Origin of the sequence: Nitrosomonas nitrosa (genome assembly GCF_003051105.1) — a bacterium.
GTDB classification, from domain to species: domain Bacteria; phylum Pseudomonadota; class Gammaproteobacteria; order Burkholderiales; family Nitrosomonadaceae; genus Nitrosomonas; species Nitrosomonas nitrosa.
On record NZ_QAOO01000028.1, the window covers coordinates 20,176 to 40,086 of the forward strand.

The following is a 19,911-nucleotide window of genomic DNA, read 5'->3' on the forward strand; positions in this document are numbered from 1 at the left end:
TTTCCTTTTTTGTTGAGCGGTAACTGTAACTAGCGTGACGTGTTACCGAGTGAAGTTACGTCTGGTCAGTTATGTTCGTCTTAGTGAACCTTTTACCTCAACACAGTTGATCGGCGGACGAGTCTCATGGAAGTGCGAAAACCGCTTGGTGGAGGCGTTTCAAATGTTCATCTGACATATCCAAGATCGGCTCATACATAAATGAATTAAGGTGGATACTTTCTGGCGTCATGAGGATCACACGCTGAATAACTTCAAGGGCTTCCGTTTCACCGATGAAGAGCTTTTTAAACCTCGTATACAGCTTGAATGTTTGGTTAGCATCGATTTTCGCAACATAATTCGCATCATTGATCTTTCTGATCATGAATTGCTCCGCCGCAATTCTAATCGCAATTGAGAGCACAATCTTATTTTCAAAGTTGATGCCCTCACCGGCTTTGAGACACTCCTTAGCCTCTTCTATAATGATGTCAACAACCGGTTTACCTGGATCTAAGGAAGATCCCGTACCTCCGAATACAGAATTATATATAGTATCGAGATCACTCAGGGTGATACCCGCCGAATCGCTCTTCCAATGAAGGAGAGAAGTCAGTTTTACAAAATCCGGATCTTTCTCCCCTTTTGTGTATTCAATGATATTGCGAATGAAAGGAATAGACGCAATCTTCTTCTTGGAGTCAGTGAAGAAACTAGGTTTCCAATCGTTCACGAAAACGTTCTTTATCCCTGCAGCTTGCTCAAGAGTTAGGCCGTTTGCCGTCTTGAATGCCATCAGGCAATTAGAGTAGCTGACGAACCTACTATTTATGATGCGAAAGAAGTCAAAATTATGGGTAAGAATTAGTTGACGGAAAAACGGTTCTTCTGATATTTCTTTCAAGTACTCGACGATGGCGTATTTATTTTTGTAATCGAACGAATCAGCGATGTCATCAACCACGAAAATTGTTTGCTGCTGTGCTTTCTTGCGTGCCTCGATTTCAAAAATAATGTTCAGCACATATAGTGCCTTTTTTTCCCCGGTACTTAATACTTGTAGAAGAGCGGCTCGTTCGACCTGAGCCGTATCTACGCCATCTTCAAAAATAAACCCAAGCGTCAATAGGGGTTCCTGCCCTAAGATAACGGCAGTTCGATTCTTGGCGATTAATTTGAAAGGGACGAAAAACCGGTCATTGAAGATATGAATTACCAATTCCCATTGCGTACGCTGCTGCGCTGCTGCGGCCTCGATCTCTTTCTTCCTCTTTTCGGCTTCTTGGAATTTCTCGACTAAATCCGTATATGCGTCGATCCGTGCTTTGAGGTATGATTTCCAAATCTCTTCCTTGAATTTATCGATATTTTCTAGCTTTGGGAGAATTTCGTCATTTTGTTGGAGGTATGTGCCAAAATCCCGAAGATTGATATTTTTGTACATTTGCTTCTCAATCTCGGCAAACTTCTTTTTCAGATCCTTGTCGTTAGATATTCCGTCCTTTTCTTTCGCTATCAACTCCTCAAGTTCCTTCACGCTATTGATTTCAGTCTTGGTTTCCGCATTAAGACTTACCGTGTGTTTTGCGTCGAAAAAACCATTGTCAGCTAAACTCTTTGCTATAGTTGAAGCGTTGTAATAATTAAACGTGCCCTTCTTAAAGTACGTCGATGCCGCGAGAAGTTCGTTATATTTTTGAATATATTCGCGAATCGCACTCTTAAAGTCCTTGGTTCCAAGGAATGCCAGGATTTTTTCATCGAAGATTTTGTCGTACGGTACGTTGGCGAACGGGGCATCCTTCTGGGCGAGTAGTTCGTCCTTAATGCGAATCAGTGCGATAAAGAACTCATCTTCACCATTGGTAAATGTTGAAGAAATCTCTTTTTCCAAATCCTTCTTTGATCCAGACTGCTCTTTCAACGCCGACAAAAGCAGGTTTTTCGACACGTCAATTGCAATGTGGATCTGTTCATATTCTTTCCGCAGTACACTATCAACCAAAAGAGTCGATGTTTTTTCCGAGTGTCCAAACACTTCATCATATGGACGAATTACGAGGATGCTTTCTTTTGATAGTTCAACAGCATTTTCGTCAGTGATCTGCCTAATGCAAGTTCGTGCAGGGAATATTCGATCCTTGGATGCGGCACCATCGGCTATGTCTTTGAAAGTTTGCGCCAACGAAGACTTCATTACCCCGTTTGGGGCATAGATCGCGTAGACCTTTCCAGTAGAGAAATCAAATTCTGCCTTGAGTTTTTTTATGCCGTAACAGTTTTCTAGATTAATATTTAACTTGTCCATCCCGTATCTTCCCATGTGTACATCGGTAATCGGCCATGCATTCCAACTTAATGCCTTCCAAAATTCCGCAAATAATCCCCCAACTGAAAATTTTCCTTAACTTCGGGTGCTAATCAACAAAAGGCTTTAAAGTTTCACGGTATTTAGTGGCAAATTTGTTGTTAGCGCTTCCTTTTTTTCTGCACTACTGGCCAACTTCATTGAAGCCGTCCGAAACGATTCCGTCATGCAGTGGAGCCATTTTAACCTGTAGGGAGAGTATGATTCCTTAGATGGAAAAATGATTGATTCCACTGAGCTGTGAGCTCTCAAAAAATCACCGCTAAAGGAGGTTTTAAGCCCAAACCAGTGAGATATTTAACTATTTGTATAATGGTTATTTTAGATTCACCAGCCAATGTGGCTTCCATGTCGATTGGATGCTGATTGCCGCGCGATGTGTAACCAATCACTTCTGAAAGCTACGTATTTCAAGACTTGTAGAAGGAGCGTGCGCCAAATTGTACTTTTGGTTAAAGAATCCCATTTAGGTGCCAGGTTGTTCAAAAGAGATCTTTAGGTGTGTGCCAGTGGCTTGTGCAATACGTTGTAGCGTTTTTATCGTTGTGTTGTCTGCTCCACTCTCAAGGCGTGCAACCAGTGATTGTTTAGCTTTCAACCGCTTAGCTAACTCAGATTGTGTCAATCCTGCCAGATTCCGGGCCTCAATAATTGCAGAAGCAATTTCAAATTCCTCAGTGATTGCCTCAAAATCAGCTTTGTAACTTGGATCATTAAGCCACTTCCTGTGGAGTTCATTTACTTTAGTCATTGCTCAATCTCCTTTGCTCTTTTTAGGGCTAGCTTGATTTCTCTGCGAGGCGTTTTTTGCGTTTTCTTTACAAAAACACGCACCACGACTACTCGCTCGGGCTTGACTGTTGCATACAGTGCACGAGAAATTCCATCTTTGCCTTTCATACGGATCTCCCATAAAACATCTTCAACATGTTTTATGTAAGGCTCGCGCACATTTTGTAAACCATGTATCTCAATCAGTTGACTGATCCAAACAAACCTCGCCTTCATATCAGTGGGCAAGGCTTCAAGCTCTTCATCAACGGTTTGATCTAATGTTTCAACAGTCCATACCATGATTTAATATAACATATATGTTATAGACTGCAAAAGATTCTTTGATTGCGATTACCTATTGGTCAGTCAGGAGGATTACTTCATCAATGGGTAATAGAGCAATCAATAAGCAACCTTAAACGTTGGACTATCCTCTGGTCGGGTTTTACGATGATCATAAATTCTTGTGGTAGCAATATTGGCATGACCCAACCATTCTTGCACTTTCGCAATATCTGCTTGATGATCGAGTGCATTGGTGGCCGCCGTTGCGCGTAATGAATGTGCGTCTATCTTGAATCCCAGCTGTTCAGAGTATTTCTGTACCAACTTATAAACACCGTCTGGTGTAATTGGTTTTTGTGATTCCTTATCACGATTATTACTGGCTGAACGGAATAATGCACCTGTATCTTCCAGGCCATGCCCGGCTGCGTCGAGATAATCATGGATTAAGCCACTGGCGGCAGGATGCAATGGTAAATATCGTGTTTTCCCCCCTTTGCCGGATATTTTCATGTGTGGCACACCACGCCGCTCCTGCTTAAAATCCTTAACCTTCAATCTGCACAATTCATCACGCCGCAGTGCGTGATAGAGTAGGGTGGCGAGTATCGCACGATCACGCTTGCCCTTAAGTGAGCTACCATCCGGTGCATTAAGTAATTCGCGCGCCTGATGATCGCCGATGGCTGGAGTTTTTCCTTCATAACTTTCTACCGCTGGTCGCTTCACACCCTTGACTGGATTATGCGTAACTGTATTTTTCTCACACAGATATTCAAATAAAGAAGATATTGCAGCTAAACGGTGGCGAATACTCATACTACTTAATGATCGACTCAACAAATCATCGCGCCAGGCAATAATATGAGCACGAGTTACAATCCTGAATTCTTCCGGATTCTGAATGCCCGTGAAATTCATAAAATCCTTTAAGGCATTTTCATAGGCGCGCCGAGTCTCGACGTTACCTAAATTGGCAAACCATTCAACTTCCGGTGGAACATCAGCGAGACCCTGAAATTCTTTTGCAGTGAGTGCGCGATTGCTGGTGGTAATTAGATTTGTCATATTATTACCCTTTTATCCACGGATTAATGAGCATGACATGAGTAGGTTCAAAGTCCTTCACATTCCGAGTCATAAGATGCAAGCCATGCTGCAAGGCGGTTGCCGCAATGAGACCATCACTTGCATGGATAACATAACCCTCTTGTTGTGCCTTGGCTGTTATTTTTCCCCATATCGCAGCTGTTTCTGCATTTATTGGTAATAGGCGTTCAGAATATTCATACTCAATATTTGTGAACCATTTCAATAATATCTGTTTGCGTTGACCATCTGGCAAAAGCGCAATACCTTTGCCGATTTCTCCCAGGGTAATAACGCTTAGGTACAGATGCTCATCTGAAACATTATTAACAGCTTCATAAACTGTAACCAATGGTTCTGGTTTATAGAGTTCGGATAACACGCAGGTATCCAATAACACCCTCATAGATCAACTGACCGCATTGGGCTTTTATCACGCATATCATCTAACTGGTCAATTGCGTATGGTGGAGAAAGAATATATTGTTTAAAACTCTTTTTCTGACCAACCAATCGCTCATATTCATTTCTGGAAATAATAACCACATCGCCATCCCGCCTGTGAACAATCTGGATTTTCCCAATCAGTGCATTATTGAACAATTCACTGAATTTATTTTTTGCATCTGCAATACGCCATTCATCCATATTTTTCCTTAATAAGCTAGATTAGCTAGACTTATTATAAATCGAGTTTTAAAAAATTAGAAACACAATTTAAAGTTTACTTTTAACTATTGATAACATATTTTATCAATAGTAAGATACTTTCCATGAACCCAGATAATTTACCTGCCATCGAGCACTCCTCACATCGACTCTTAGACGTGGCCGATTTTTATCGGCTAGCAGAAGTTCCCCCCGAGATCGAGTGGTTTGCCAATCTAGAAAATTTTTGCACGCGGCGCGCTTATAAAAATGCGCTGCAGGATTTTATGCAATTTACCGGTATCTCTCACCCAGAAGAATTTCGGCAAATTACTCGCGCACATATCATTGCGTTCCGGGATGAGCTCAGAAATCGTGATTTGTCGGGTGCCACCATCCGTCATAGCCTGGCAGCCCTTTCCTCATTGTTTGAAAACTTGTGCGAACAGAATGCGGTCACACACAATCCGGTCAAGGGGGTGAAGCGCCCTAGCGTGGAAAGCTATGAGGGCAAATCTCCGGCACTGGGCGATCATCAGGCGCGCGCGCTACTCGATGCGCCTGATAGTGTCTCGCTTAAAGGAAAACGGGATCGCGCCATCTTCGCCATATTGCTTTACCATGCGCTGCGCCGCGATGAACTGTGCAAATTAAAGGTGAAGGACGTCAAACAGGAACGACGTGGGGTACTGCACATGAAAGTATCCGGCAAGGGTGGCAAGACCCGCTACTTACCAATCCATCCTCAGGTAGGCGGATGGTTGCATGATTATCTAGAGGCGGCAGGCCATAGAGAAGATGATAATGGCCCTTTATTTCGATCGCTGAGCAATAACCGACATAAGGGTGCACAGAAAGCCATTACCCCAGATGCCGTCTATAAGATCGTGCAGGCCTACTCGGAAAGACTGGGATTCAGGATCGGGGCACATTCGCTCCGTGCCACGGCTGCGACCAATGCGCTCGATCATCAGGCAGATATTGCCAAGGTGCAGGAGTGGTTAGGACACGCCAATATTGCTACTACTCGTATTTACGATCACCGCAAAACTAGGCCAGAGGATAGCCCGACGTTCAAGGTGAATTATTGAATGGCGGATTCGGAACTTATTGCTGGCTACGCGGCGATAATAAAAAAGGAATTTCTTTCATTCTGGGTTTCGATAAATCCCATTGACCAATCCTTACCATCAGATGCACTTCCAAAATACGAAACATATAGCCTTCTACGAATTGCTAAATGAAAGAACCGTGGAAAAATATCTTTTATAAAGTCAAATACGAATAAGCAGAACTCATAATTCCTTGGTCGTAGGTTCAAGCCCTACCATACTCACCAATAAAATAATATGCCTCTATACTATTTTCAGTTTGATCTGAGTGTGCGTCAGGCAAGCATTGAGAAGGCGTAGCGGTAACTCGGCCTCCCACATACGCCGGTTGAAACGGTAGCAGAACTCATTGAGATACTCTTGCAGATATTTGGACGATACACCGTGATAAGTGCCCAACAGAAATGCCTTGAGGTTGCCGATGGCAATATGCACCCAGGGCAGCCATTCGCCCGCCATATCAGGCGGCGACACCCGTGCGGCATGATGCTGGGTTTTGCCAATTTCCGCCAGGGAAGCCAGCGCATCGCTACGCACCAACTGACTGGGCGGGAGATGACATTGAACAAACTTTGCTACTGTTTCATGAGTAACAGCAGAGACCTGTTGCATGGCGATAAATCCGGCACACTTGCTTCGGTTCTCAATTGCCACCAGTATTGGGGTTTTACCTTCGGCACCACGACCTCGCTTTCCACTGCGGCGACCACCCACCAAGGCATCGTCAATCTCAATCAGATCGTGCAGCCGATAGATGCTATCCCTGTGTCCCATAGCAATGCGAATCTTGCGCAATATCCGGCAAGCCGTAACCCAGGAAACCTGGATTTGTTTAGAAAGACGTACGGCAGAAATGCCACCCTTGTCCGAGGCAGACAGGTAAATCGCCCAGAACCATTTAGTCAGCGACAGATTGGTGGAGTGAAACAGTGTTCCCGCCGTAAGCGAGGTTTGGTAATGACACTTGGAGCACTCGTAGGAGTGGCGTGTGCTGATGACATAACCATGATCATGCCCGCAGCGCGGGCAACGGAACCCTTCCGGCCAGCGTTGCTGCGTCAGCGCCTGCGCACAAGCTTCTTCCGTTCCATACCGTTTCTGCCAATCCAGCAAATTAGTTTCCAGTTCTCTCATGATTCAACTCCCTATATCGTTGATCTAAAAGCATTTGGCAGAAATTACTGAAAACAGTTCAGAGGCATATAAAATAAAGCATGGTGCTACACCAGTGCCACGCGATAAAAAGATATAGGCTAGAATTGCTTATCTTTTTTCAGAAATGATTCACATGTCCTGGTAATCGGGTACTACAGTAATGTAATGCGCTGATTCGTAATCAGTAGGTCAGAGGTTCGACTCCTCTCAACAGCACCATAAAATCAATTAGTTTCAGATGTGATACGTGTTGTCAAAGTCGGAGCTGAATATTTTCGAAAGAGGATACTCTGCGCCGCTGATTTTTTTGTTCATTCATGTCTCCTTATTCTTAATCATCTTCTTGAAATTTCAGCTCCGCTAGACAGATCCGTTACGACAACATCCAGGACCGGATATCTGGCTCCTGCCTCCAGTTTGAGGCGTTACCTGGATCTGGGTGCTAATCCGCTCCTTTAGGGCTGGTACGTGCGAAATAACACCGATTAGCTTACCGTCCTGCTGCAGACCCGCAAGGGTTTCCAGAGCGGTGTCGAGGGCTTCCTCGTCCAGCGTGCCGAAGCCTTCATCCAGAAATAGTGAATCCACACGGACATTCTTGCTGGCCATGTGGGACAACCCCAGTGCCAGCGATAGGCTGACGATAAAGCTCTCACCACCGGAAAGGTTCTTCGTGGACCGAATCTCACCCGCTTGGTAATTGTCAACCACGTTGAGTTCCAGCGGCTGTGCATCATCACGGACCAGCAAGTAGCGGTCGGTCATTTTCTGCAGTTGCCGGTTGGCATGGCCAATCATCATTTCGAAAGTCAGCCCTTGGGCAAAATTGCGGTATTTCTTTCCGTCTGCGGAGCCGATCAATTCGTGCAGATTTTCCCATCGATGGCACTCTTTTTTCTGGGCCTCAATAGCCGTTTGCTTTGCTTTTATCCGCTCTTTGGCTGCTGTATTTTCACTCAGCTTGTGCTTGAGACCGGCAATGATATTCCGCAGATCTTTCAGAGAATCTTCGTACTTTTTGAATTGCGGTTCCATCTCCTCAAGAGATTTGTTGGTAACCATTTTGGCAATTTCTGTGGCCAAACGTGTTTCTCTATCTTTTTGTCTGGCCTTGAGATCTGTTTGGTTGTCGTCCAGTTTCTTTGCTTTCGTAGACAGCTCATCCCTCTGCTCAGCGGTCAGTCTGGCCTCCAAAAACTGTACCTCATCTGAAAAGCCCGCAGGCGCAAGCGCTGTGGAAAATTCAATTTCCAACTTTCTCAGTTCTGGTTCTCTCTGGTCGATGCGCTTTTTCAAAGATTCAATATGGGTCTTTGCGGTGTTCCATCTTTGGTGCAGTTCATTGTGCCGATCTCTGGCTTTCTTTTCGGCATCTTCGGCATCAGAAACGGTCTTGTTCAAGCGGAGCTCCTCATTGTCGGGATTTTTATCACCGTACAATGCTTTCCGCTCGTCACTCCCGATGGTGTGATCCTTTTTCAAGGTCTCTAGGCGTTCCCGCTTTTCGGCCAGGGTGGTACTTTGGGTTTCAATGACCGCATCTAGACGCTTCATCTCACTGTCGAGATCTGCAATCTGTTTCTCGATTTCAGCTTTTTTCTTAACCTGGGCCTGCCATGCATTCAGCCGTGCTCTGAGTGACTCAAGCAGTGATGAAACTTGCATCTCGGGGATTTCCGTGATGCCAAGCAGCAGGAGTTTGGCAGAGACGGCCTGCCTGCGTGCGGTAAAATCAGCACGGAGTTTTTCCAGACCTTCCTTCACCTCGGCAAAGGATTTCTCGGCAGCCTTCTTGTCATTAGCCGCTGCTGTCTCCTGCTTTTCACCCTCCGTCAGATTCTTACGGGCCGTGACCTCAGCTTCTTCAAGTTTCTTGATAGCGGCTTCCTGATCCTCAGCCTTGCTGATCAGTTTGGTGAGTGCTTTAATCTTCTGTTCGGTTTCATCGGGAACGGGAACATTGCCTTCCGCGAATGGGTGCTCTGTCGCACCACAGAGTGGACAGGGTTTGCCATCTTCCAATTTGGCCCGGTGGTCTTCAAGCTCCGCTATTTTCGTCAGGAAGGCCATTTCACGAAGCAGAGTTTCTTTCTCGGTGCGGTATTCACGCAACAGCCGATCCCCCAGCAACTGGCTTAATGCATCTTTACCTTGCTGAAGCCTTATTGATGCGTCGTCCAGCTCCTGCTTCCGAGTGCGGCATTGCTTCTGGCAGTCATCAAGTGATTTTGTCACCCGTTCCAGAGTCGTCACGGCTTTTTCTTGATTGGCCTCTTCTTGAACGATTTCTTTTTGCTTGGAAAGCAGGCCATCCAATTGTTCTTCAACACCGGCCAGACCGCTGATCAGCCATTCATCCTGTGCATGCTCCTTGAGATAACTGTCAACAAGTTCCAGAGTTTTTTGGGCCTCGGAACGTTTTTCTTGCACTTTAAGAAGCTGTCTGGTAAAATATTAGACGCATTTTGCAAGTGTTATTTTCATCATGGCGATTCGAATCATGTTTTCGGCAGTAGCCGGCAAGATTTCGAAATCCTTGGATAAACGGCGAAAGTTACCAAGCCAGGAAAACGTGCGCTCGACCACCCACCGCTTCGGTAAAACAGCCCATTTACCTTCGATTTTCTCTGAAATGTGCAAAGCCAGGCCTAGCCCATTAACTACGAAATCAACTGCTGTACCTCGATAACCGGCATCCCCTGAGAATGCTTTGAGTGAAGGGTATTTATCGATGACACCTTCCAGCACTGTACAAGCGCTTTTGGTATCGCTCACATTGGCAGCATGAACTTTGACGTGGAGTAAATTACCGAGAATGTCTACCACGATATGCCGCTTGTGACCTTTAACTTTTTTGCCACCATCAATTCCTCGTTCTTCGCTGGCGTACTGAGTTTTCACGCTTTGTGCATCAATGATGCCATAACTGGGTACGGCACAGCGTCCAGCTTTTTGACGAGAAAAGAGCGTCAACTTATCCAGGCATTCCTCCCAGACACCACGCTTGTTCCACCGGCTAAAATGATCGTAAACAGTCTGCCAGGGAGGAAAATCGTTCGGCATCAGCCGCCACTGGATACCGCCTTTGACAACATACAGAATGGCATTCACAATGGTTCTTTTGCTATGTTTGTGACTATTGCCACGTTTGCTGACAGGATCAAACTCTTTTTTATCAAGTTCCATTCCTCATTATTTATATCCGTTTTGTATGACATCTCTTAGCTTGTTATCAAAATCCTTGATTCTAATGGAAATCGTTTTGCCAGACAGCTTCTAAAGAGTAGTGGGTGACGTAGTCAACAAATTCCAGGAACACCAATTAAGCAATTTTTCTCATTTTACTGCCTCTGCTTCATATTGATTTGAGCTTTTGTATCGCAATATCGGGGTCAGGTCGCGAATCAAGAAAAATAAGAGTAACGATTGAGGTTATTGTTTGCAAGAATCCCAATCACCGCTTTTATTTTTCTTTATTCTCGACCTGATGTTTCGTTCAGTCTCGCACTGGCGCCTTCTTTGATCATCACACCACCGAAAAACTCAACCGACCATGCTGCCTTTCTTCATAGCTCATCAACACACCTCGCGCGCCTCAGGTTTCTAATTTTCTAGGCTATCCATCTGTTTTAGAAGAGGATTTAAAAAGAGAACGATCGGTATACTTTTTGCGATAAGTGTGCTAGAATGACAATCAGTAAAATATTTTTATCAGGCAGATAAGGGGAATTCATTTCCACCACCTGCGCTCATCATGGAGACTTAGCTATGATTAATTCAACCACCGACATTATCGTGAATGGACTCGACCTGAAACGGATATGGGCAGCGCTCGATTCGATCAAAGCAGATGACAAAGGCGATATCGCTAACCCTGGCTACCGGGCGACAGTTGAGTGGGACAGCGGCTTTCATAGCACCACGCACACCACCGATGGCCAAGTGGTGCTTTCCGATGAACCCAAACGCTATGGCGGGGAAGAAATGGGCGCCACACCGGAAGATTTACTGCTGGCAGCTGTGGGTGCTTGCCTGGTCAATACTTATATCGCCGCTTTATCAGCCGCCCGCATCCATGTGGAATCCCTGCGCATGAACGTTTCGGGCCGAGTCAATTTCCGGACAGCCTTTGGTCTGGAGGCAGGCACGCCTGGTTACGAAAATATCAAAATCGTTGTCGATATCCAGACCGATGCCCCGGAAGAAAAGGTCATCGCGCTAATGGAAAAAGTATTTCCAACCGCGCCCATCCCGGACACGATCATGCGACCGGTGCCGATCGATGTCGAGATTGTTCACCACGCTGAAGCAACCGCAACGCATGCTTCCTGAGTACTTCATCCGCGCATCGGGATTTATGGCAGCCAGTCGCGTGCATTTTTGAGCATGAATAACTGCATACCAAACAAGGTGAACTATGAAAAATAATGATATTCACGATGTAGCCGTGGTCGGCGCAGGCCCGGCAGGATTGTCAGCCGCCTATGAGCTGGCCAGAGCGGGCCTGGAACCGCTGGTACTGGAACGCACCGCTGCGGTGGGGGATGTCTGGCGCAATCACTATGATGGCGTACGCCTGAATTCCGGCCGCTATTTCTCGGCCTTCGCTATTTCTCGGCCTTGTCAGGCAGCAAATTTCCCCTCTCCGCCGGCTCCTGGCCTTCGCGCGAGGAAGTGGTGCGCCTGCTGGAGACCTTCCCTGAGCGGGGAGGATTTACAGTACAAACAAACATCGATATCAAACAGGTCAATTACGATCCCGACCGCGACCTGTGGATCATCACCAGCATTGATGGCAAACGTTTTGAATCACGCGCTGTGGTCATGGCCATTGGCGGGTGCCGCATTCCAGTCATACCCAAATGGGAAGGCATGGAAACTTTCCCCGGCGAGATCATTCACTCCTCGAAATTCAAGAACGCTCAAGATTTTTCCGGCAAGCATGTGCTGGTCATCGGCACCGGCAATTCTGCCGCCGAAATTGCCAGCAGGCTGACCGAACACGCCAGTCATGTCACCGTATCGGGCAGAACGCCCCCGCATATCCTGCCTAAAAGCGTTTATGGCATTCCACTGATCGGTATTGGCGTATGGACCCGCTACTGGCCCGGTACTATCGTGGATCGCATATTGAGCTTCCTGCAGCGCAGCATGATCGGCAACCTGAGCGCGCATGGTCTTCCCTATCCGACCCTGCCACTCTCCAAACAATACGCCATCAACAATGTCGTACCCATTCTCTATCGTCCTTTCGTGGACGATGTCCGGGCCGGCCGGATCAGAATCGTTGGTCCGATCCAGAAAATCACCGGGCGAACCGTACATGTCCTGCGCACGCTGACAACCGATCCCGGCAGCACCCATTCACTCACGACGCTGGAGCCCGATGTCATCATCGCGGGCACAGGTTTTCGCACCGGAATTTCCAAACTGGTTCAAGTGCCAGGCATCACCGACGAGAATGACAGATCGGTTATTTCGGGCGACCAGGAGTTCAAGGACGCCCCCCGCCTCTACTTCATCGGGCAAGTAAACCCATTAAGTGGTCTGCTACGGGAAATCCGTCTCGAGGCTGGCAGAATCGCAAAAAAAATCAAACAACAATTGGCGGCGGGACGATAATGGAAATTTTCAATCAAGCTTCGCTGCCGCTCTGAAGGCGAAGTACCCAATCGATCATTGCTATGTTAGACACCGGAACGCAGGCACGACCCAGACATCATTCACGGAAAGAAACCAATAAAAGAAAATTGCTGCAGACGGCCTGCCGCCTGTTTTGCAAGGAAGGCATACATGCCACGGGCATCGCCAGAATTATCGAAGAATCAGGCGTATCCCGCCGCACGCTGTATCTGCATTTCGGCTCGAAAGAAAACTTGCTCAAGGCAGTATTCGAGGCTGAAGCAAGTATCTGATTTCGCTGGTTCGATCGGGATTTGCCGCAAATGCATTGCTCTCCCGTTGAGCGTATCCTGGCCTTGTTTGATCTGATGCAGAACTGGTTCAAAAGCGAGGATTTTTACGGCTGCGTGTTCATCAATGCGGTCGCCGAGCACGATAAGGGTAACAGTTGGATACAGGAAATTGCCAACCGGCACGGCGAAAAAATCAATGCCAGGCTGCAAGCAATGGTTGCGCAAAGTGGTATACAGGATCCCGAATTGGTCACGAAGAAATTGAGCCTCCTGATCGATGGCACCATCGTAACCGCGATGGTGACCGGCAATGGCGAAGTCGCCCATATCGGACGACTGACTGCAGAGGACATCCTGCGCAGCGCCCCTTGCACCAACAATCAGGCAACAAAGATGCACTCAATTTAAAAGAGGAACACCACCTTGAACTGGTCATTAAATTTGGACAAGAGGATACCCACACCTCTACGCATTTTGCTGAGGGGTGCCGGACAGGTCGTTTTCTGTAACAACGCCGTCACAGGATTGATCGTACTGGCGGCATTCTACGCAGGCGGAACGATCACAGGGCTGGCTGCAACCGTTGGCTTGATCAGCAGCACTGTGACTGCTCATGCCTGCAGATTCTGCAAAGCCGATATCGAAGCAGGATTATATGGCTTCAACGGTGTGCTGTCAGGCGCCTGCCTCTCAATATTTCTTGAACATACGCCCCAGCTCTGGCTCTATATTGTATTGGCATCCATGCTGTCGAGCCTCATGTGGGCAGTTCTGACCAGAATGCTCCAGCTCTTTAACATGCCAGCCGCAACTTCACCATTTGTCCTGGTCAGCTGGGTATTTCTGGTAACGATCTACGCCTTCGACAGCTACGCACTTGGCCCAGCGTTACCCGCAGCAAGCATGCAGTTAGCCGTCATGGATATAGGTACCCTCCCTCTGGAAACATGGTTCACTGCACTGGCAAGAGGCATAGGCCAGGTTATCTTTACCGACAATACGCTTGCCGGCGGCATGCTTCTTACCGGAATTGCCATCGCCTCCCTGCGCGGCGCGCTGATGGTGATTGGCGGCGCTTTCATCGGGGTTGTCGTACCCGCAATACTCGGCGTCCATGCAAGTGCTATCGAGGCGGGACTCTATGGATTCAATCCGGCCCTGGTCATGATTGCAATCGGCTGGGTTTTTCTCGAGCCCAGTGCCAAAAGCGCCTTGCTGGCGATCCTGGCCGGTATTCTGGCCGTGCTGTGCCAGGCAGTATTATCTAGTCTACTGACACCCATGGGCCTGCCTGTTCTGGCATCTCCCTTTATTCTTACCTTATGGGTAGTCCTGTTTATTGCGAGTAAATCCAGATACTGGTTTTCGGCAGCAATGAGTTAAGCAAATTATCCCCTTTTCGATCCCAGCAAACATTTCCAAGGAGGAGTTTATGACTGCAATCTGGCAAAATTTATCGATACATACCCGGCGTCTTATGATTGCTATCAGTACGCTAATGGTCATTATTCTGATTGGAATGCAGTTCCACGTAAGTTCTCAAGGCGACATGTCGGAAACATACCCAAAAGGGTTTCGTGGTGGTACTTGCACAATTGAGTCTGATACATTGTTAATTGGTTATTCTGCCTATTTTATTCCTAAAGACTATGAAATACCGCAGGATGCCTTAAGTGCAATGTCTGTTCCCATTTTATGTGGAAAAGTACCCAGCCCAGGCATACTCAGTATCACCATTGACTTACTGTATCCTGTTTCCGTACGTGAGCGATCGGTGGCACTCAGCCTGTTCAGGGAGGCTGATGGCAAATTGGGGAAAGCGCTTTTTTCAATTCCCGCAAAAAATTATCATTCAGGCAGTATTTCTCTTGAGATTCACGTTGATGAACCGGGAGAATACGTGCTTCATCTTTCTGGCGTAGATGAGAATCAGCTGGATTTTAGATTAGTAATTCCGATCACCGTAGGTTCGCGATGGTACGAAGGCATCGTTCAGTTCTGGCCTTTACTTCTGCTTTGCGCAGCAGCTGTCTCTTTTTATAATTTTAGACGAATAATTGATTAATCTCCTTTTGCTGCCAACTTATGTTAGCAGGGTGTGTAGAAGAAATTATTTCTTTTTTCGATTTAGCACCCTGCAAGCTTCCGTATCAATAAAACCAGCCATATACTGGTAGATCAAGCGCTGGTATTGTGCGGCATATCGATGTCTTGAGTGGGCAACAATCCAGTTCGGTCCGCCGTGACCCTGCAGTGTGGCTTATCGTTTGCAATATCGAAATCATTATTCCAGTGAAATGGCTGCAGGTTTTCCAGGGAATCTGGACTGCCTGGCTTAACATTTACGATCTTCCAACCATATTCTGACTTCACATTATTATATTGTTGCCGGTTTATCCACGCGCCACATTGGTCCTTGCGCCACTCGGATGTATCTTGCTCCAGCATCCCTCGTCCTTTTTCCCAGACTGCCTGTACCAGATTCTCATCAATAGTCATTAGTCTTCTCCTTCACAAAAGGTTTTCTTAATATGGGGGACCGTAAGGATTCCTTCGTAAATGAGTAACATCCCTGATTTCGTTACATCTGGAACGTCACGCCATAATCAATTGGCTCCAAATCACGTTCCCGAAGCTCATAGGTGCCGAAACGATTGGCATGATGCGTCCGATATGGACTAAACGCAGCGGCCAATTCTGGCGTCAACTTCATCCCTTCCGCTTCCAGTTCCTTGAATGCCTGCGTCATTGTATGGCAGTTGTGGAAAATCATCAGATTGGCAATCAGGTGATTGTATTTGATTATCTTCAACTGATCCTCGCGCACATTTTCCTCGATGTGACCTGGTCAAGTAAAACCGGACACCTCAGTTAAGCAACTTTCATCGTTTTTGCTGCTTCTGCTTCATATTGGTTTGGGCTTTTGTAATCCAGGTATGAATGCAGTCTTTGGTTGTTATAAAACACGGCGATATACTGCAAAATGTCCTGCTGTGCTTCATAGCGGGTTTGGTAATGCCGCCATTGGCAGCGTTCCTGCTTGAGGCTACCAAAGAAGCTTTCCGCAACTGCATTATCCCAACAATTTCCCAGGCGACTCATGCTGCCAATAAAACCATATGCTTTCAGTAGGTTGCGGTATGCTTTGCTGGCATACTGCGACCCACGATCTGAATGCACGATCAGGCCAGACGGTGGCCGACGCAACCAGATAGCCATTCGCAATGCATCACAAACCAGTGTTGCTTTCATCCGTAAGCTCATGCTCCAACCCACCACCTTTCTGGAGAACAAATCGATGACAACCGCCAGATACAGCCAGCCTTCCTGAGTCCAAATGTAGGTAATGTCGCAAACATAGACTTGATCCGGTCTGGCAACCGTAAATTGCCGATTCAATTGGTTCTCAAACACTGGCAACGGGTGATTGCTGTCCGTCGTCACCTTGTATTTCTTCCGGTGTCTCACTTGTATCCCGGCTTCCTGCATTAGTCTTCTTGCCTTCCAGCGACTAACCCGATAGCCCAAGGCATTTAGCGCTCGTTTCATCCTGCGACTGCCATAGGTGTAATCGCATGATTTTGCAATATTCTGCACAGCATCAAGCAGTTGCCTGTGGTGCAGATCATCCGGGCAGTTGCGGCGGCGTTGTTCATAGTCATAGTAAGCACTGCGACTCACACCCAATAGCCGGCACATCAGGCCGACCGGGCAGGTCTTTTTCTTTTGGGTGATGAACGAATACTTCACTTCGTTTCTTTCGCGAAAAAGACCGCCGCCTCCTTTAATATTTATCGCTCAAGCTTTAATTGTTTGTTTTCTATCTTAAGTCGCCGAATTTCTTCCTGATCCGGCGTCAGTTTCCCATTACCCCGGAATGCCTGGCCATTATTATCCGCCTCGTTCTCCTTGATCCATCGCCCAAGCATGTTAGCCCTGATCTCCAGGCTTCTGGCCGCTTCTGCTATCGTAAATCCCTGATCCAGAACCAGACTGATTGCATCCAGTTTGAATTCCTTTGTATATTGTTTCCTCGTTTCCATTTCTTCCTCCAATTAAGATTATTTTCTCTTAACTGGAGTGTCCGGGTCTATTAGACCACATCACGTAATGTTCTGATCAGTAAGCATAGCTTTAGCGGCTGGAATGTTTTTATCGGATAGAGCCGGTGGCCGCACTCCCTGCTTCTTGCCTCTAGCTTTTGATGCCGCAAGTCCGGCCCTAGTGCGTTTCAAAATTCCAGTATTGTGGCCGTCGGAAGCGTTTTTTGGCGCAGATTGCCCCATATATAGCTTGTTTCTTGGCAGGCAATGGCGGTAAGTATATTCAGCGTAAATGGGGTGCCTTGTAAAGTAAAGCGGTTTCATTCCCCTTATGGAACTCTGTCTTAAACTAAAGCATATCGGCTTTCGTAGTATGATGTTATATCCTTCGTTAACGTATGGCGACCAAACTCCCGCCTGAAATGAGTGCTTCTTACCCTAAACAGTATCGGAATGGAAAGAAGAGATGCATTTTGCTCTGCTATTTAAAATTCCTTTCTATAAATACTTAAAATGATTGAAAGTTATTGATATTTAGCTATATCCTGTTAGATTGTCAACCACTCCTTAAACCACTTATAGAGCGCCCCCATGAACAAGACTGAACTGATTGAAGCTGTTGCTACTCGCTCCAAAACCACCAAAACTGAAACAACTGCCATGCTGAACGGATTGCTTGAAGTTATTCAAGAAACCATGGCAAGCGGCAACGATGTTCAGTTAGTGGGGTTTGGTACTTTTTCAGTGGCAGAACGTGCAGGTCGTGAAGGCCGCAATCCAGCGACCGGTGAAACCATCACAATCCCTGCCAAAAAGGTCGTTAAATTCAAGCCAGGTAAAGCTCTATCTGATGCTGCAACAGCTAAATCAGCAGGGACTAAACAGACTGCAAAAAAAGAATAATACGATCAGGTAAGTTTTGATTAAAAGAATCCAGGGAATCATCAAGGGAGAACGATTCCCTGGCGAAGGTGATATGAAAAAGTCATACTGTAGGTTTGTTAATGGCTACAATTAATTCATCGACCAGATCAAATAAAACTTGAACGGCTAGTGATCCATCAATCGAACCAATCTTGGCCAGCGATCATGTATCCAGACATATTCAAGTGGTGCATCGATAGTCACCACATAAACCCGAATTTCTTTGTCTCTTTCTGCCAATAATCCTTGAATCATCATCCGCTTATCCAGTTCTATCCAATGGGATTGATTGTCATGGTCTTTTTCCATGAACTGGTCAGCGGCAATTAGAACTGGTCTCGGGTGCCAAGGCTTCCATTTACCACTTTTGATGGAATTCAGTCGCGCCCAGCCGCCATTCGGAAATTTACCGATGGCTTCATCTTTGCGTCTGCCCCACGTTATCCAGGTAACACGCCCCTCTCGTAGCCGCACAGGCAAGCGTACATCCGGTTGCGCGAAACAAATCTTCTGATCCTGGTATTCAATACCACCGCACATAGGGAACCTCTGCTGCCTAAGTACATAGATTGCTGCAAGAAAAGGAAATTAACCCATTTAGACGACAGCTTCCAGACCGCGCTTTTGCACAAGATGTAGCAACTTAAGAGCGGTACCTGTTGGCCGTTTCTGTCCGATCTCCCATTTTTGTACTGTCGAAACACTTGTATTTAGTATGGCAGCAAACACCGCCTGACTGACTCGTGTGGCTTCACGAATTTGTTTTATCTGCTCCGGTCCCAACGGTTCAATAGGCGGCAAGCACAATCGATCGAATTCACGTAGCGTAACCTGATCCAACACGCCAGCCTTATGTAAACCCTTGGCCGTGTCATGTACAGCCTCAAGAATGGTTGATTTAGTCTTGCGCATCGCAATTAACCTCCATTAATTCTCCCGCATGTTGTGCTTGATCGAGCGCCTGCGCGGTTAGTGACAGCAGGTGAGCAGCCAGCAGCTTTAGCGCTACCTCTTCATCTTTGTCGATGTTGCTTCGCTCGTTCTTTGGGAAACCAAATAAGAATATCCAACGATATCCAACGGTTTCCTTTGTTGGTGGCAACCAATGTGCGAAAGCCGCTTCTCTTTCCTTGCCCTAATCGCGCAATTCGTTTTTTTAGCAATCCATTGCCGAGGTCGGCGTCATGCAGTCCCTCAGTAATCTCATGCACAGCGGCGCAAAGACTGAGCGAGGTTAATCCTTGTTTGTTTGCCCAACGATCAAACCATCGTGTCTTGTAAACGATCATTCTGTACCTACCCTAAATAAAATATAGCACTTGGTGATATATCTGACAAGCTGAAACCTATAACATTGTCGTTTTTAATTGGAACAGATAAACCGAAAATCCTCTGTTAATCACAAAAAGATGTTGCCCTAAATGTTGCCCAAACCATGCCAAAACATGCCAACTTATGCTTATTCTTAGGCAACATTACAATTTTAACTGATTGATAAATATTATTTTATTTATTTAAACTGCGGGTTCGAATCCCGCCTTCTCCGCCATTGCACCTTAAGCAAGATACTGATTTATAACGATTATATGTTATTGAATAAGGTCTTGTTCTTGCCG

Annotated in this window: 24 protein-coding genes and 1 pseudogene; 9 read left to right on the forward strand and 16 right to left on the reverse strand. The window is 46.4% G+C overall.

The genetic code is table 11. The features are described 5' to 3' along the window. Positions 1-124: 124 nt before the first annotated feature. From C8R30_RS13050 to C8R30_RS13075, 6 genes are all read right to left on the reverse strand, one after another. The gene (locus C8R30_RS13050; protein WP_107790327.1) at positions 125-2,290 is read right to left on the reverse strand and encodes an ATP-binding protein; all 2,166 of its coding nucleotides are present in this window, start codon (positions 2,288-2,290) and stop codon (positions 125-127) included. A 526-nt stretch (positions 2,291-2,816) separates the two neighbouring features. After that, on the reverse strand, positions 2,817-3,101 hold the full coding sequence (locus tag C8R30_RS13055; RefSeq protein ID WP_107790313.1) for a helix-turn-helix domain-containing protein: 285 nt from the start codon (positions 3,099-3,101) through the stop codon (positions 2,817-2,819). Continuing rightward, complete coding sequence (locus tag C8R30_RS13060) at positions 3,098-3,424, reverse strand: type II toxin-antitoxin system RelE/ParE family toxin (RefSeq protein ID WP_107790314.1); 327 nt, start codon at positions 3,422-3,424, stop codon at positions 3,098-3,100. Before C8R30_RS13060 ends, C8R30_RS13055 begins: the two co-directional genes overlap by 4 nt. Positions 3,425-3,526: 102 nt before the next feature. After that, the gene (locus C8R30_RS13065) at positions 3,527-4,477 is read right to left on the reverse strand and encodes a tyrosine-type recombinase/integrase (protein ID WP_107790315.1); all 951 of its coding nucleotides are present in this window, start codon (positions 4,475-4,477) and stop codon (positions 3,527-3,529) included. Positions 4,478-4,481: 4 nt separating this feature from the next. Then, positions 4,482-4,904, reverse strand: coding sequence for a type II toxin-antitoxin system VapC family toxin (locus C8R30_RS13070; protein ID WP_107790316.1), 423 nt, complete (start codon positions 4,902-4,904; stop codon positions 4,482-4,484). Next, positions 4,901-5,146, reverse strand: a complete 246-nt coding sequence (locus tag C8R30_RS13075; protein ID WP_107790317.1) for a type II toxin-antitoxin system prevent-host-death family antitoxin — start codon at positions 5,144-5,146, stop codon at positions 4,901-4,903. The genes C8R30_RS13070 and C8R30_RS13075 overlap by 4 nt, the downstream gene beginning before the upstream one ends. Before the next feature lie 125 nt (positions 5,147-5,271). Here C8R30_RS13075 and C8R30_RS13080 point away from each other — a divergent pair, with 125 nt between their 5' ends. Beyond that, positions 5,272-6,237 carry a tyrosine-type recombinase/integrase gene (locus tag C8R30_RS13080; RefSeq protein WP_107790318.1) on the forward strand — a complete coding sequence of 322 codons (966 nt, stop codon included), beginning with the start codon at positions 5,272-5,274 and terminating at the stop codon, positions 6,235-6,237. A gap of 264 nt (positions 6,238-6,501) precedes the next feature. Here C8R30_RS13080 and C8R30_RS13090 read toward each other — a convergent pair whose 3' ends face one another. From C8R30_RS13090 to C8R30_RS13100, 3 genes are all read right to left on the reverse strand, one after another. Further along, positions 6,502-7,392, reverse strand: a complete 891-nt coding sequence (locus tag C8R30_RS13090; RefSeq protein ID WP_107790319.1) for an IS1595 family transposase — start codon at positions 7,390-7,392, stop codon at positions 6,502-6,504. Positions 7,393-7,773: 381 nt separating this feature from the next. After that, entirely contained in the window at positions 7,774-9,843 is a 2,070-nt protein-coding gene (locus C8R30_RS13095) for an SbcC/MukB-like Walker B domain-containing protein (RefSeq protein WP_258192047.1), read from the reverse strand. Between the two features lie 24 nt (positions 9,844-9,867). Then, on the reverse strand, positions 9,868-10,599 hold the full coding sequence (locus C8R30_RS13100) for an IS5 family transposase (RefSeq protein WP_207896489.1): 732 nt from the start codon (positions 10,597-10,599) through the stop codon (positions 9,868-9,870). 582 nt (positions 10,600-11,181) lie between these two features. Between C8R30_RS13100 and C8R30_RS13105 the strand changes: the two genes are divergently transcribed. The 7 genes and pseudogenes from C8R30_RS13105 (at position 11,182) to C8R30_RS13125 (ending at position 15,393) form a co-directional block, all read left to right on the forward strand. After that, positions 11,182-11,745, forward strand: coding sequence for an OsmC family protein (locus C8R30_RS13105; RefSeq protein WP_107790320.1), 564 nt, complete (start codon positions 11,182-11,184; stop codon positions 11,743-11,745). Positions 11,746-11,830: 85 nt separating this feature from the next. Continuing rightward, positions 11,831-11,941 (forward strand): annotated as a pseudogene (locus tag C8R30_RS16475) (FAD-dependent oxidoreductase); the annotation flags it as partial. Positions 11,942-12,033: 92 nt separating this feature from the next. After that, positions 12,034-13,035, forward strand: a complete 1,002-nt coding sequence (locus tag C8R30_RS13110; protein ID WP_258192048.1) for a flavin-containing monooxygenase — start codon at positions 12,034-12,036, stop codon at positions 13,033-13,035. 62 nt (positions 13,036-13,097) lie between these two features. Then, the gene (locus tag C8R30_RS16480) at positions 13,098-13,328 is read left to right on the forward strand and encodes a TetR/AcrR family transcriptional regulator (RefSeq protein ID WP_258192049.1); all 231 of its coding nucleotides are present in this window, start codon (positions 13,098-13,100) and stop codon (positions 13,326-13,328) included. Positions 13,329-13,358: 30 nt separating this feature from the next. Then, positions 13,359-13,736: a hypothetical protein gene (locus C8R30_RS16485; protein ID WP_258192050.1), complete on the forward strand. Its 378-nt coding sequence runs from the start codon at positions 13,359-13,361 to the stop codon at positions 13,734-13,736. Positions 13,737-13,751: 15 nt separating this feature from the next. Continuing rightward, on the forward strand, positions 13,752-14,711 hold the full coding sequence (gene yut / locus C8R30_RS13120) for an urea transporter (RefSeq protein ID WP_107790321.1): 960 nt from the start codon (positions 13,752-13,754) through the stop codon (positions 14,709-14,711). Positions 14,712-14,760: 49 nt separating this feature from the next. After that, the gene (locus tag C8R30_RS13125; RefSeq protein ID WP_107790322.1) at positions 14,761-15,393 is read left to right on the forward strand and encodes a hypothetical protein; all 633 of its coding nucleotides are present in this window, start codon (positions 14,761-14,763) and stop codon (positions 15,391-15,393) included. A gap of 113 nt (positions 15,394-15,506) precedes the next feature. Here the strand turns inward: C8R30_RS13125 and C8R30_RS13130 are convergent, their stop codons facing one another. From C8R30_RS13130 to C8R30_RS13140, 3 genes are all read right to left on the reverse strand, one after another. Then, positions 15,507-15,827, reverse strand: coding sequence for a hypothetical protein (locus tag C8R30_RS13130; RefSeq protein ID WP_107790323.1), 321 nt, complete (start codon positions 15,825-15,827; stop codon positions 15,507-15,509). Between the two features lie 82 nt (positions 15,828-15,909). Next, complete coding sequence (locus C8R30_RS13135) at positions 15,910-16,167, reverse strand: transposase (RefSeq protein WP_258192053.1); 258 nt, start codon at positions 16,165-16,167, stop codon at positions 15,910-15,912. A gap of 32 nt (positions 16,168-16,199) precedes the next feature. Beyond that, positions 16,200-17,371 (reverse strand): IS3 family transposase gene (locus tag C8R30_RS13140; protein ID WP_420812410.1). Its coding sequence is split into 2 segments (ribosomal slippage): positions 16,200-17,122 and positions 17,122-17,371, totalling 1,173 coding nucleotides; the frame shifts between segments, so codons are not numbered across the junction. A gap of 591 nt (positions 17,372-17,962) precedes the next feature. Between C8R30_RS13140 and C8R30_RS13150 the strand changes: the two genes are divergently transcribed. Beyond that, positions 17,963-18,274, forward strand: a complete 312-nt coding sequence (locus tag C8R30_RS13150) for an HU family DNA-binding protein (RefSeq protein ID WP_107790325.1) — start codon at positions 17,963-17,965, stop codon at positions 18,272-18,274. Between the two features lie 147 nt (positions 18,275-18,421). On the opposite strand, the gene C8R30_RS13155 is transcribed toward C8R30_RS13150, so the two are convergent. Genes C8R30_RS13155 through C8R30_RS13165 form a run of 4 tightly spaced genes read right to left on the reverse strand, consistent with a single transcriptional unit; the run spans position 18,422 to position 19,584 of the window. Then, complete coding sequence (locus tag C8R30_RS13155; RefSeq protein ID WP_258192051.1) at positions 18,422-18,835, reverse strand: hypothetical protein; 414 nt, start codon at positions 18,833-18,835, stop codon at positions 18,422-18,424. A 57-nt stretch (positions 18,836-18,892) separates the two neighbouring features. Beyond that, complete coding sequence (locus tag C8R30_RS13160; RefSeq protein WP_090541825.1) at positions 18,893-19,207, reverse strand: helix-turn-helix domain-containing protein; 315 nt, start codon at positions 19,205-19,207, stop codon at positions 18,893-18,895. Beyond that, positions 19,194-19,397, reverse strand: a complete 204-nt coding sequence (locus tag C8R30_RS16715) for a type II toxin-antitoxin system RelE/ParE family toxin (RefSeq protein ID WP_420812411.1) — start codon at positions 19,395-19,397, stop codon at positions 19,194-19,196. The genes C8R30_RS13160 and C8R30_RS16715 overlap by 14 nt, the downstream gene beginning before the upstream one ends. Then, a complete protein-coding gene (locus C8R30_RS13165) occupies positions 19,309-19,584 on the reverse strand; it encodes a type II toxin-antitoxin system RelE/ParE family toxin (RefSeq protein WP_258192052.1) in 276 nt (91 codons plus the stop codon). The genes C8R30_RS16715 and C8R30_RS13165 overlap by 89 nt, the downstream gene beginning before the upstream one ends. Positions 19,585-19,911 lie beyond the last annotated feature (327 nt).